Source organism: Streptomyces sp. NPDC003032, assembly GCF_053591415.1.
Map to the genome: position 1 here is coordinate 59,948 of NZ_JBSFTT010000021.1, position 12,952 is coordinate 72,899.

Below are 12,952 nucleotides of genomic sequence, written 5' to 3' on the forward strand. Positions count from 1 at the left end.
CCGTTGAGGCGTGATCGAAGCCGATGCTGCCAGGGTCCTCGGACAGTCCCCGGACCCGGGTCTGGCGTCAGACCCTCGCGCCCGATTACGCATCCTGCCCCCACCTGCGGCGGGAAAGCCAATCCGGCACCCTCCGAAGGGCCGCAGGGCCATGGTCCGCCACCCTAAAGGGGCGTTTACGAACCGGTGTCCCGCGACGCGCCGACGGTCAGGCGGACGTGGGACCCGTCACAGTGGCCCCCGCGGCCTTCGCGGCGGTGCGCACCGCACCGGCCACCGCGCCCGCGACCTTGTCGTTGAAAACGCTGGGGATGATGTAGTTCCGGTTCAGCTCGTCCTCGGCGACGACGTCGGCGAGCGCGCCCGCGGCGGCCAGCATCATCTCCGTGTTGACCGTACGCGACTGGGCGTCGAGGAGGCCGCGGAAGACACCGGGGAAGACCAGGACGTTGTTGATCTGGTTCGGGAAGTCCGAGCGCCCGGTGGCCACAACTGCCGCCGTCTGACGGGCGATTGCCGGGTCGACCTCGGGGTCCGGGTTCGCGAGCGCGAAGACGATGGCGTCGTCGGCCATGGCGGCGACGTCCTCGCCGTTCAGCACGTTCGGGGCCGAGACGCCGATGAACACGTCGGCGCCGACGACGGCCTCCTTGAGGGTGCCGGTGAGGCCCTCGGGGTTGGTGTTGTCAGCGATCCAGCGCAGCGGCGAGTCCTGCTCGGCGCCGACCAGGTCCTCGCGGTCGGCGTGCACGACGCCGTGGATGTCGGCCACCACGGCGTTCTTCACGCCCGCGGCGAGCAGCAGCTTGAGGATGGCCGTGCCGGCCGCGCCGGCGCCCGACATGACCACACGGACGTCGCCGATGCCCTTGGCCACCACACGCAGCGCGTTGGTGAGCGCGGCCAGGACCACGATCGCGGTGCCGTGCTGGTCGTCGTGGAAGACGGGGATGTCCAGGGCCTCGCGCAGCCGGGCCTCGATCTCGAAGCAGCGGGGCGCGGAGATGTCCTCCAGGTTGATGCCCGCGAAGCCGGGGGCGATCGCCTTGACGATCTCGACGATGGCGTCGGTGTCCTGGGTGTCCAGGCAGAGCGGCCAGGCGTCGATGCCGGCGAAGCGCTTGAAGAGGGCCGCCTTGCCCTCCATGACCGGCAGCGCGGCCTTCGGGCCGATGTTGCCGAGGCCGAGAACGGCCGATCCGTCCGTTACGACCGCAACGGAGTTGCGCTTGATCGTGAGGCGGCGCGCGTCCTCGGGGTTCTCGGCGATCGCCATGCAGACCCGGGCGACACCCGGGGTGTAGATCATGGAGAGGTCGTCACGGTTCCTGATGGGGTGCTTGGACGCCATCTCGATCTTGCCGCCGAGGTGCATCAGGAACGTACGGTCGGAGACCTTGCCGAGGGTCACGCCCTCGATGGTGCGCAGCTGCTCGACGATCTCGTCGGCGTGCGTGGTGGAGGACGCCGCGATCGTCACGTCGATCCGCAGCATCTCGTGGCCGGAGGCCGTGACGTCGAGGCCGGTGACCGAGCCCCCGGATGACTCGACGGCCGTGGTGAGCTGGGAGACCGCCGTTCCGCTCGCGGGCACCTCCAGCCGGACCGTCATCGAGTAGGAGACGCTGGGCGCCGTTGCCATGGCCGACTTCCTCTGCTTTCACCTTGTAGCTCTTGCCGTCCGATGGTCGCACCTACCGCCGAGTACGTGGTAGCCGCCCCGGATTGAGAACGTTTTGTTCACCGGCCGCTGCGCTTCGTTTTCGGAAACTGGTTTCCACCATACGAGAAGTCGCGGGAAACAGAAAGAGGCCCACGTCACTTGGTGACGTGGGCCTCTCTCCTACGTTCATGACACCGACCCGCCATGCTCGCCTCGCGGCAAGTGGTCGCTCGTAGCGACGAAGGTTGGGCCCGGGGGCTTGGATCGAGCCGGTGCCACATCCAAGGTAACAAACGATTCCCGCAAGGCAATTCCCGTCCCGCGAATCAATCCCGGAGCAGGTCCGGCACACCCTCCCCGTCCGGGTCGTCCCGCTCCCCCGAAAGGACCGTGAGCTGCTGCGTCGCGCGCGTCAGCGCCACGTACAGGACCCGCAGGCCCGCCGGGGACTCGTCCGCGATCTCAGCCGGAGAGACGACGACCGTCGCGTCGTACTCCAGGCCCTTGGCCTCCAGACTGCCGAGCGCCACCACACGGTCACCGAGCCCCGCCAGCCAGCGGGCCGCCTGGTCGCGGCGGTTCATCGCGACGACCACGCCGACCGTGCCGCTCACCCGCTCCAGGAGCAGGGCCGCCTCCTCGCGCACGGACGCGCCAAGATCCCCGCCGCGTACGACACTGAAGCGGGGCTCCACGCCGGTGGAGCGGACCGCCGACGGGGACTCGGCGCCCGGCATCGCCAGGGCCAGGACCTTGGCGGCCAGATCCGCGATCTCGGCCGGGTTGCGGTAGTTGACGGTGAGCGTGAAGCGGCGGCGCGGGCGGGTGCCCAGGGCCTCGTCGCGGGCCGCGGCCGCCTCGTCCGGGTCGGACCACGAGGACTGCGCCGGGTCGCCGACGACCGTCCAGGTGGCGTGCCGCCCGCGGCGGCCCACCATGCGCCACTGCATGGGCGTGAGGTCCTGCGCCTCGTCGACGATGACGTGGGCGTACTCGGTGCGCTCCGCCGCCAGGCGCTCGGCGCGCTCGCGCTGGGTCTCCTCGCGCTGCGGCATCAGCTCTTCGAGGCCGGTCAGCAGGTCGAGCGGGTCCAGCTCCTTCTTCTTGCGGGGCCTGTGCGGCGTACCGAGGATCGCCTGGAGCTCGTCGAGCAGCGCCACGTCGTGCACGGACAGCGCGTCCCGCTTGAGGGAACGGGCGACCTTGCGGACCTCGCCGGGGTTCAGGACGCGGCGGGCCCAGCGGCCCAGGCGCCGCTCGTCGCCCATCGCGGACAGGACCGCGCGCGGGGTCAGCTCCGGCCACCACGCGTCGAGGAAGCGGATGAAGTCGTCCTCTGACGTGATGTCGTCGTCGAAGGAGGAGCGCAGCTCGGCGGCGAGTTCCGGGTCCGAGTGGCGGCCCGCGGCCCCGGACTGCGACCAGAGGGCGTCCAGGAGCAGCTTGCGGGCGCGCGGGCGCAGCAGGTTGACGGGGGCGGTGCCGCCGAGGGCGTTGCGGCGGACGCGGTCCAGCTGGTCGGCGTCCAGTTCCAGGCGGCGGCCGAAGGCGACGACGCGGAGGCGGGTGGGAGTGCCCTGGGGCTCCCGGGGCTCCGGCGCCGGGTCGTCACCGAAGGTCAGCTGCTCGTCGCGGGGGGCCGCGGGCCTGGCCCGTACGCCCTCCAGCGCGCCCCGTGCCGCCTTGCGCAGCACGCTCAGCATCCGCGAGGACCCCTTGACGCGGGCCACCGCCGGAGAGTCGTACACCGTGGCCCCGATGCCGTCGACGAGGGAGCCGACCGCGCGGATCGCCACCTGGCCCTCCTCGCCGAGGGAGGGCAGGACGCCCTCCGTGTAGGCGACCAGGAGCGGCGTCGGCGAGACGATGAGGATGCCGCCCGCGTAACGGCGGCGGTCCTGGTAGAGGAGGTAGGCGGCGCGGTGCAGCGCCACCGCCGTCTTGCCGGTGCCGGGGCCGCCCTCCACGTACGTCACCGACGCGGCGGGCGCGCGGATCACCATGTCCTGCTCGGCCTGGATCGACGCCACGATGTCCCGCATCGAGTGGCTGCGCGCCTGGCCGAGCGCGGCCATCAGCGCGCCGTCGCCGATCACCGGGAGCTCCTCGCCGTCGAGGCGGGCGGTGATCTCCGGGCGCATCAGGTCGTCCTCGACGCCGAGGACCTTGCGGCCCTTGGAGCGGATGACGCGGCGGCGCACGACGCGGCCCGGGTCGACCGGGGTCGAGCGGTAGAAGGGGGCGGCGGCGGGCGCGCGCCAGTCGATGACGAGCGGGGAGTAGTCCGCGTCGAGGACACCGATGCGGCCGATGTGGAGCGTCTCCGCGATCTCCGCCGTGTTGTCCTCGCCGATCGCGCCCTCCGCGGGCTCGACCGCCGTGTACGCGCCGTCCGGGCCCTTCTTGCCGTCCTTGCCCCGGAGCAGGTCGATGCGGCCGAAGAGGAAGTCCTCGAACTCGTTGTTGAGCCGGTTGAGGTGGACGCCGGCGCGGAAGACCTGCGCGTCGCGCTCGGCGAGCGCGCCCGGCGTGCCCACCTGGGAGCGCTGCGCGGCGTCGTTCATCAGGAACTCGGCCTCGTGGATCTTCTCTTCGAGACGTCGGTAGACCTGGTCGAGATGGTCCTGTTCGACACTGATCTCGTGGTCGCGTGTGCCTGGCGGCATTACTGCGTTGAGGTCGGCCACCGAGGCCCCTTTCAGACGTGCTGCTCGCCTGTGATGAGCAGCCGTCCACCGTACGCGAAAGGGGCCCCGCTTGTGCACCTCCTCTACGTCGGCCCATATGTCGGCCTATACGTCGACCGTGACCAGGCGGTCGCCGTCGAAGGTGGTCACCTCGAAGTGGTCGATGTCGTCGCGGTCCATGGCGGCGCCCCCGTGGACGTACAGAGGATCGCGCGCCCATTTGTTCGGGCTGTCCTTGATGCCGTAGCCCCACTTGGGCACCGACCAGGTGGTGACCGTCTCCTTCGCGCCGTTCTTGCCCACCGCGACCAGGGAGCACTTGAGCGGGCCCTTGACGTTCTTCAGCTCCAGGACGGTGTGCGTGCCCCAGGCCTTCTTCTCCGTGCCGACCGTGGCGCTGACCTTCGTCGACGGGTCCGTGGCCCGCGCCTTCTCGTCCATGTGGTGGAAGAAGGCGTCCTCGGCGGGGCTGGTGGGGTGCGGGTGCGGCCGCTGCTCGACGGCGACGTCCTTCGGGGCGCCTTCGTCGTCCCCGCTCACCGCGAGGACGGTGAGCGGGCCGCCGACGATCAGCGCGACCGCCGCCGCGACCAGGAGCAGCCCGCGCCTGCGGCGCCGCTCGCGCCGGAGCGACACCTCGGCGACGAGGCGGTCGGCGAGGCGGGGGCCCGGGCGGGCCGCGAGCCGTTCACCGATGGCCGGTACGCCGTGTCCGCCGTGTCCGCTGGGAAGGTCCGCGAGCGCCGCCAGCATCGGCTCCACGCCGGAGAGCTCCTCCAGCTGCCGCGCGCAGATCCCGCACCCGGCGAGATGCTCCTCGAACCGCGCGGCCTCGGCCTCGTCGAGCACGCCGAGGGCGTAGGCGCCGACGGTCTCGTGGATGGTGTCGTCCTGCCACGCGCCATGGTGGCCGTAGGACTCGGTCATGCCGTCACCCCCCGCTCCTCCAGTGCGAGCTTCATCGAACGAAGCGCGTAGAAGACCCGTGAGCGGACCGTGCCGCTGGGTATGCCCAGCGTCCGCGCCGCCTCATTGACCGTACGCCCTTTGAAGTAGGTCTCGACAAGTACCTCTCGGTGCGCGGGAGTCAGATCCTCCAGCGCGTCGGAGAGCGTCATCAGCCACAGCGCCTTATCGATCTCGTCCTCCGCGGGGATGACCTCCAGCGGCGACGGATCGACCTCCTGCGGCCGGGCCTGCCGGCTGCGGTGGCCGTCGATGACGATGCGCCGGGCGACCGTCACCAGCCAGGGGCGTACCGAACCGGTCGCCCGGTTGAGCTGACCGGCGTTCTTCCAGGCACGGATGAGCGTTTCCTGTACGACGTCCTCGGCGCGCTGCCGGTCTCCCGCCACCAGCCGCAGCACGTACGCGAGGAGGGGACCCGCGTGCTCGCGGTAGAGCGCGCGCATCAGCTCCTCGTCCGGGCCCGGCGGTCGGCCAAGGCGGTGCCGGGGCGGCTGCGGGCGTTCATCGGCCACGGCGGAATCCTTGCGCACGTCTGCCTCCGGTGTCCGCGCTTCGGGCGGGTCGGGCGGGTCTCACGTCGGAGATACGTACGTGGGGCGCGGGGTGTTCAACGGACCGCGGAAACAAGTGGTTCAGGTGCGGGCGAGCGCGGCATTCAGGTGCCGGCGAGCGCGGCATTCAGGTGCGGGCGAGCGCGGCATTCAGGTGCGGGCGAGCGCGGCCCTGCGGCGGTGCCTCGCGACTCGTTCGCGGTTGCCGCACACCTCGCTGGAGCACCAGCGGCGGCGGTGCCCGCGGGACGTGTCCAGGTACACGATGAGGCAGTTGTCGCCCTCGCACTGCCGCAGCAGGGCGCGGGCCGCGGGGTCGGTGAGCAGATCGACGGCGTCCCTGGCGACGCAGGCGACGAGCGCCGCGCAGCCCGGGTCGTCCCGCAGGGCGCGGACCAGGGTGCCGTCGGCGGCGCGCACCGCGCGGGGCGCCGGGGGCGCGGCGGCGGCCAGCGCGTTGACGCGTTCCAGCGCGCCGGCAGCGGGCGCACCGCCGATCTCACCGAGCACCAACTCCTCGATCCGGGCACGCAGTTCGTGGAACGCTGTGAGCCACGGCGGGCCCGCGCCGGGCAGGGGCGCGCCCGCCGGGACGAGGCCCGCGCCCGCGAGCCAGGCGCGCAGCCTGGCCACGGAGTCGAGCCGTTCCACGGGGTGGTTCGTCGCCACGAGGTCCAGGCTGCTCCGCCCGGAGTCGAATCGCAGCTCGTACGGAGCCGGGGCCGTGCCCAACGCCATGCGCCTGTCACCGCCTTGGAGGTCACCGGTGAGTGAGTGCCGTTGCGTACCCCCTACAGTGCCTGTCCCCCGGCGGGTCCGGAACCCCCGCCACCGGACGGCGTTCGACGAACCGTCAGTTATGCGCTCAGACCGTGTACTTCGACTCCGTCGCCGGGTCGATCGAGAGGCGGTAGCCCCTCTTGACCACCGTCTGGATCAGCTTCGGCGTACCGAGCGACGTACGCAGCCGGGCCATCGCCGTCTCCACCGCGTGCTCGTCGCGGCCGGCGCCCGGCAGGGCGCGCAGCAGTTCGGCGCGGGCCACCACCCAGCCGGGCCGGCGGGCGAGGGCGCGCAGGAGGGCCATGCCCGCGGGCGGCACGGCCCGCAGCTCCTCGTCGACCAGCACGGCGTGGCCGCGGATCTCCACACGGTGCCCGGCGATGGGCAGCGCCCGCGCGCGGGAGGGCAGTTCCTGGCAGAGCAGTTGTACGAGGGGGCCGAGCCGGAAACGTTCGGGCTGGACGGTGGCCACGCCCCGGGACTGGAGCGGCAGCGCGGTCACGGGCCCCACGCAGGCGGCCAGTACGTCATGGTCGAGGGCGGCCAGGAACTCGTCCGCCATGCCCCGCTCCTCCGCGCGGGACAGCAGCGAGGCGGCGGCGGGCGCGCTGGTGAACGTCAGCGCGTCGACACCCCGCCCGACCGCCGCGTCGAGCAGCCGGTCCACGGGCGCGAGGTCCTCCGGCGGCATCCACCGGTAGACGGGTACGCCGACGACTTCCGCTCCCCCGGCCCGCAGCGCCTCCACGAAGCCGGGCAGCGGCTCGCCGTGCAGTTGCAGCGCGATGCGCCGCCCGTCGACACCCTCGCCGAGCAGCCGGTCAAGGACCTCGGCCATGGACTCGGACGACGGCGACCACTCCTCGGTGAGCCCGGCGGCGCGCACCGCGCCCTTCACCTTCGGGCCGCGGGCGAGCAGTTCGACGCCGCGCAGGCAGCCGAGCAGCGCCTCGCCGTACCCCCAGCCGTCGGCGGCCTCGATCCAGCCGCGGAACCCGATGGCGGTGGTGGCGACCACGACGTCGGGGGCCTGGTCGATCAGCTGCTTGGTGGCGGCGAGGAGTTCGCTGTCGTCGGCGAGCGGCACGATGCGCAGTGCGGGGGCGTGCAGGACGGTGGCGCCGCGCCGCTGGAGCAGCGCGCCGAGCTCGTCGGCGCGGCGGGCGGCGGTCACGCCGACGGTGAATCCGGCGAGGGGGCCGTGCGCCGCCGGAGCGGCGTTCGACGGCCTGGGCTGCGGTGGAGTGGCGTGCATAGTTTGTCTCGTCTCGTCCCGCTCGTGGCTCGTGGGCGGCGGACGACCGAGCCTGTCAACGGCGCGTGACAGGCCCGGATCACTGCGATGTCCGCCGTGTTACGTCACACCTCGGCATAGCTGAGCTGCGGCTTCGCGTCCGTATCGGCCCCGGCGACCGTACGCGTGCGCAGGGCCGTCTTCCCACGAAGGTATACGGCCCAGGTGACGACCGAGCACACCCCGTAGAAGGCGAGGAACCCGATGAACGCGCCCGTGCCCGAGCCCACGGTCTGGAAGGACTGCCGCAGGGCGAGGTTGATGCCGAGCCCGCCGAGCGCGCCGACCGCTCCGATGAGCCCCATGGCGGCCCCCGACAGCCGCCGCCCGTAGGCCGCGGCCTCCTCCCCCACGAGCCCCTTCGCCTCCGCCTTGGCCTGGAAGATCCCGGGGATCATCTTGTACGTCGATCCGTTGCCGAGTCCGGTGAGCATGAACAGGGCGATGAAGGCGCCGACGAACAGCGGCAGCGACTCCTGGACCGAGGCGGCCACGACGACGCCGGTCGCGGCGCCCATGCCGACGAAGTTCCACAGGGTGATGCGCGCCCCGCCGAACCGGTCGGCGAGCCGTCCGCCGACGGGCCGGATGAGCGAGCCGAGCAGCGGGCCGATGAAGGTCAGCTGGGCCGCCTCCAGGGGCGTACGGCCGAACTGCGTCTGGAGGACGAGCCCGAAGGCGAAGCTGTATCCGATGAACGACCCGAACGTCCCCACATACAGGAAGGCCATGATCCACGTGTGCGCGTCCCGCGTGGCGGCCTTGACCGCGCCCGTGTCGTTGCGCACGGACGAGATGCTGTCCATGTAGCGGGCGGCGCAGAAGACGGAGACGAGGATCAGCGGGATGTAGATGCCGAGCACCACCCGGGGCCCGCCGCTCGCCCCGATGACAGCGAGCCCGACGAGCTGGACGACCGGTACGCCGATGTTGCCGCCCCCGGCGTTGAGCCCGAGCGCCCATCCCTTCTTCCGCAGCGGGAAGAAGGAGTTGATGTTGGTCATGCTGGAGGCGAAGTTGCCCCCGCCGACGCCGGTGAGCAGCGCGCACACCATGAAGGTGGCGTAGGAGGTCCCCGGCTCCATGACGGCGAAGGCGGCGACGGTCGGCGCGAGCAGCAGCGAGGCGGCGATGACGGTCCAGTTGCGGCCGCCGAAGCGGGCGACGGCGAAGGTGTACGGGACGCGGACGACGGCCCCGACCAGGGTCGCCATCGACACGAGGAAGAACTTTCCGGCCGGGTCGATCCCGTACTCCGGTCCCATGAACAGGACCATCACGGACCACAGGCTCCAGATGGAGAACCCGATGTGCTCGGAGAGCACCGAGAAGGCGAGGTTGCGCCGGGCGACCCGCTCGCCTCCCTCCTCCTTCCAGAACCTCTCGTCCTCCGGGTCCCACCGCTCGATCCACATCACGCGCCTCCACGGCTAGTCCACGGGCATCGGCCGGCGCTCCCGAAAGTGCCGACGGTCCCGAAGGTAGGGAGATCGCGTTTCGGCCCTGTGGCGTGGAGTGACCGTCGGGGAACGTTGCTCTCACGTGGGGTGGGCCGGGGTGGTGAGGGGCGGGTGAGTAGGGCGGTGGGGCGGTGAGGGCCGCTCAGCCCAGGTGGGTGTCCCCCAGTGACACCAGGAGGCGGCGCAGCGCCCAGTCGAGCGCCTCGCGGTCGGCGGGGGTGAGGGCGGCCAGCATGCGTTCCTCGTTGGCGATGTGGTCGACGACCGCGCGGTCCACGAGGTCCAGGCCCGCTTCGGTGAGGCGTACGCGGATGGCCCGGCGGTCGGCGGGGTCGGGGTGGCGTTCGATGAGGCCCTTGCGTTCCAGCTTGTCGAGGCGGTTGGTGATGGCGCCCGAGGTCACCATCGCCGTCTTCAGGAGGCCGCCCGCGGTCAGCTCGTGCGGGGCGCCGACCCGGCGCAGCGTGGCGAGGACGTCGAACTCCGCGAATTCGAGGCCGTACTCGACGAAGACCTTCTTCATGCCCTTGCTCAGCAGGTGGTCGGCGCGCTTGATGCGGCCCACCAGGGCCATCGCGTCCAGGCCCGTGAGGTCGAGGTCGGGGCGTTCGCGGCGCCACTGGGCGCGGAGCGCGTCGATGGCGTCGGGCTGGGGCTGTTCCGACGGCTCTTGCTCAGCCATGGCTGTAGTACTCCTGAATCTCTCAACGTTCAGATACTTGACGTTCGTAGACCGGGGGTCCATATTTGTCTCAACGTTGAGAATAACAGCGTTGAGGGGAAGAGCGAGGGGAAGCGTCATGTCCGTCAGCAAGAGCACCGTGGAGCGCCCGTCCGCACGGACGGTCAAGGCACCGGTCACCAAGACCGCGGCCGCCAAGACCGCGGCCGCCAGGACCGCAGCCGCCAGGACCCCGGTGGCGTCCCGCACCACCGCCAAGACCGCCGCCGGCATCGCCGCGCTCGCCGCGATCGGCCCCGCCACCTGGGGCACGACGTACGTCACGACCACCGAACTGCTGCCCCCGGACCGCCCGTTGCTCGCCGCGGCCCTGCGCGCCCTGCCCGCCGGGCTGATCCTGCTCGCGCTCACCAGGCGGCTGCCGAGCGGCGACTGGTGGTGGAAGGCGGCCGTGCTCGGGCTGCTCAACTTCGGCGCCTTCTTCCCGCTCCTCTTCTTCGGCGCCTACCGCCTGCCCGGCGGCGTCGCGTCGACGATCTCCGCGGTCATGCCGCTGCTCGTGGCGGGCTTCGGGATCGGCGTCCTGAAGGTGCGGCCCACCCGTCGTACTTTGGCCGCGGGCCTCGTCGGTGTCGTGGGCGTCGGGCTGCTGGTCCTGCGCGGCAGCGCGGCGATCGACGCCACCGGGATCATCGCGATGCTGGCGGCCACGACGCTGATGGCCCTCGCCGTGGTCCTCAGCAAGCGCTGGGGCCGCCCCGAGGGAGTCTCGCTGCTCGCCCTCACCGGCTGGCAGCTCACCGCGGGCGGCCTGGTCCTTGCGCCCATCGCCCTCACCGCGGAGGGCCTGCCGGACCACTTCACCGGCGACAACCTCGCCGGGTACGCCTACCTCGGCATCATCGGCACGGCCATCGCGTACGCCCTGTGGTTCCGCGGCATCGAACGCCTCCCCGCCTCCTCGGTCTCCTTCCTCGGCCTCACCAACCCGGTGGTCGCCACGCTCGCGGGCCTGCTGCTCCTGGGCCAGACGCTGACCGCCTGGCAGGTCGGCGGCCTGGCCCTGGTCCTGACGAGCGTCCTCCTCGGCCAAGCGCCCCGAGCCGCCCGCAAGCCATAACCCCACAACGCACAACCCGCCACTCACATCACTGAACGACGACACAAGGAGCGAACCCCATGCGCATCACCGTCTTCGGAGCAGCAGGAAACGTGGGAAGCCGCGTCGTGACCGAGGCCCTGGCCCGCGGTCACGAGGTCACCGCGGTGGTCCGCGACCCCGCGCGCTACCCGGCGCTGCACCCCGACGCCACGCACCGCACGGGCGACGCGGGAAACCCGGACCACGTGGCGGAGCTGGCCACAGGGCAGGACGTCATGGTGAACGCGACGAGACCGGCCCCGGGCCGCGAAGACGACCACGCGACCATCACCAGAGCCATGCTGTCGGGCCTGGCCCACACCCCCGGCATCCGCCTCCTGGTGGTCGGCGGCGCGGGCAGCCTGACGGTCCCCGACAGGGAGGGCACCCTGGCGATCGACGACCCGAGATACGTCCCCACGGCCTGGCGCCACATAGCGGCGGCCTCCAACGCCCAGTACGACGCACTCCGCACGGCGGACACGCCCGTGAACTGGACCTACCTGAGCCCCTCCGCGCTCCTGGAACCGGGCACCCGCACCGGCACGTTCCGCCTCGGCAAGGACGACCTACTGGTGGACACGGACGGCAACTCGTCCCTCTCCATGGAGGACTTGGCGGTAGCCCTCCTGAACGAAACGGAACATCCCGAACACCCGCGTGCGCGCTTCACGGCCGGGTACTGACCGACTGCCTGACTGACGCTCAGCGGTTGACGGCCTGGACTTCCCGCACGACGACATCCTGCGCCGCGCCGTACACCCCGTCCGGCAGGTCGCCGCCGTAACCCTCGGTGCTGGTCCAGGTGATCTCCCAGGTGAGGGTGGCGTTGAGCTCGTACGCACCGTCCTTGGCGGAGGACCGCAGATACCGCACGCCGCACGCCGGCTCGGTGTCCACGGGAGTCCCCTTGGCGCGAGGCCGGCCGATCCGCCCGCCCTCGATGGGGCACTCCCCCGAGGCCGGGTACGTCTCGGCGTCCGCCGTCCCGGGGTCGATCGTGAGGGAGACGGGCTCGGCGGTCGTCGTCGCGGAGAGGCCGGACCCCGGGATACTCGCCGTCACGGAGACCTTCTTGAACTTCGCCTTGTCCAGCCAGACCCAGGTCGGCAGGTTGACCTTCGTCTCGCCCGTCGGGGCCATCGTGATCTCGGTGTCGGGGACGGGGAGTTCGTCATAGGCGTACTCGGCGAGGATCTTCGGGGTGACGGCGAGGGGCTCATCGGGGGTCTGGCCCTCATCAACCCAGAACGGCTGCTTGTCGCACGCGCTGGCCTCCGGGTCGTCCTTGCGGTTCGGATTGACCGCGGCCGCCCAGAACATCCCCTTGCCCTGCTTGTCGAGGTTGTAGTCCTTGTACGGCTTGCCCTTCTTGTAGCGGTCGTCGAGATAGTCACCGACGAACTCGCCGACGCCGTCGAAGAGCGGGACGCCATCACCGAAACCGCGCCACGCCTTGACGGTCTTCTCGATCTCCTTGGGCGAGAACGCGGGCTCGTACCAGCACGCGGGCGGATTCCAATTGCTGTCCGCCGACGAAAGGTTGCCGGTCGTGGCGGATCGCGTGTCGCCGTTGACGGACGTCCGCACCTTCGTCTGTACGGTGATGGTGCGGCCGTTCTTGCCGCCCTTGGCGTCCCTGCTGGGAGCCCCGGGGTTCGTCCAATCTGCCCATGCCGCAGGCGCGGCCTGCACGGTAAACAGCATGGCCGCGCACATGGC

At 71.4% G+C, this 12,952-nt stretch carries 11 protein-coding genes; 2 read left to right on the forward strand and 9 right to left on the reverse strand.

The genetic code is table 11. The features are described from left to right. Positions 1-208: 208 nt before the first annotated feature. The 8 genes from ACWDZ7_RS26920 to ACWDZ7_RS26955 all read right to left on the reverse strand — a co-directional run bounded on the left by ACWDZ7_RS26920 (position 209) and on the right by ACWDZ7_RS26955 (position 10,089). Positions 209-1,642, reverse strand: coding sequence for a malic enzyme-like NAD(P)-binding protein (locus tag ACWDZ7_RS26920; protein WP_451519287.1), 1,434 nt, complete (start codon positions 1,640-1,642; stop codon positions 209-211). 347 nt (positions 1,643-1,989) lie between these two features. After that, positions 1,990-4,329 (reverse strand): HelD family protein, encoded by a 2,340-nt coding sequence (locus ACWDZ7_RS26925; RefSeq protein WP_451800547.1) that lies wholly within the window; start codon positions 4,327-4,329, stop codon positions 1,990-1,992. Between the two features lie 126 nt (positions 4,330-4,455). After that, a complete protein-coding gene (locus tag ACWDZ7_RS26930) occupies positions 4,456-5,277 on the reverse strand; it encodes an anti-sigma factor family protein (protein WP_451800453.1) in 822 nt (273 codons plus the stop codon). Continuing rightward, complete coding sequence (locus tag ACWDZ7_RS26935) at positions 5,274-5,849, reverse strand: sigma-70 family RNA polymerase sigma factor (protein ID WP_451800455.1); 576 nt, start codon at positions 5,847-5,849, stop codon at positions 5,274-5,276. The genes ACWDZ7_RS26930 and ACWDZ7_RS26935 overlap by 4 nt, the downstream gene beginning before the upstream one ends. Positions 5,850-6,020: 171 nt before the next feature. After that, complete coding sequence (locus ACWDZ7_RS26940) at positions 6,021-6,608, reverse strand: CGNR zinc finger domain-containing protein (protein WP_451800457.1); 588 nt, start codon at positions 6,606-6,608, stop codon at positions 6,021-6,023. 127 nt (positions 6,609-6,735) lie between these two features. Next, entirely contained in the window at positions 6,736-7,908 is a 1,173-nt protein-coding gene (locus ACWDZ7_RS26945) for a uroporphyrinogen-III synthase (RefSeq protein ID WP_451800459.1), read from the reverse strand. A 104-nt stretch (positions 7,909-8,012) separates the two neighbouring features. Further along, the gene (locus ACWDZ7_RS26950) at positions 8,013-9,362 is read right to left on the reverse strand and encodes a nitrate/nitrite transporter (protein WP_451800460.1); all 1,350 of its coding nucleotides are present in this window, start codon (positions 9,360-9,362) and stop codon (positions 8,013-8,015) included. Between the two features lie 187 nt (positions 9,363-9,549). After that, positions 9,550-10,089 (reverse strand): MarR family winged helix-turn-helix transcriptional regulator, encoded by a 540-nt coding sequence (locus ACWDZ7_RS26955; protein ID WP_451800462.1) that lies wholly within the window; start codon positions 10,087-10,089, stop codon positions 9,550-9,552. 118 nt (positions 10,090-10,207) lie between these two features. Between ACWDZ7_RS26955 and ACWDZ7_RS26960 the strand changes: the two genes are divergently transcribed. Continuing rightward, the gene (locus ACWDZ7_RS26960; protein ID WP_451800463.1) at positions 10,208-11,209 is read left to right on the forward strand and encodes an EamA family transporter; all 1,002 of its coding nucleotides are present in this window, start codon (positions 10,208-10,210) and stop codon (positions 11,207-11,209) included. 59 nt (positions 11,210-11,268) lie between these two features. Further along, on the forward strand, positions 11,269-11,916 hold the full coding sequence (locus tag ACWDZ7_RS26965; RefSeq protein WP_451800465.1) for an NAD(P)-dependent oxidoreductase: 648 nt from the start codon (positions 11,269-11,271) through the stop codon (positions 11,914-11,916). A gap of 19 nt (positions 11,917-11,935) precedes the next feature. On the opposite strand, the gene ACWDZ7_RS26970 is transcribed toward ACWDZ7_RS26965, so the two are convergent. Beyond that, a complete protein-coding gene (locus ACWDZ7_RS26970; protein WP_451800466.1) occupies positions 11,936-12,925 on the reverse strand; it encodes a hypothetical protein in 990 nt (329 codons plus the stop codon). Between the last annotated feature and the right edge of the window lie 27 nt (positions 12,926-12,952).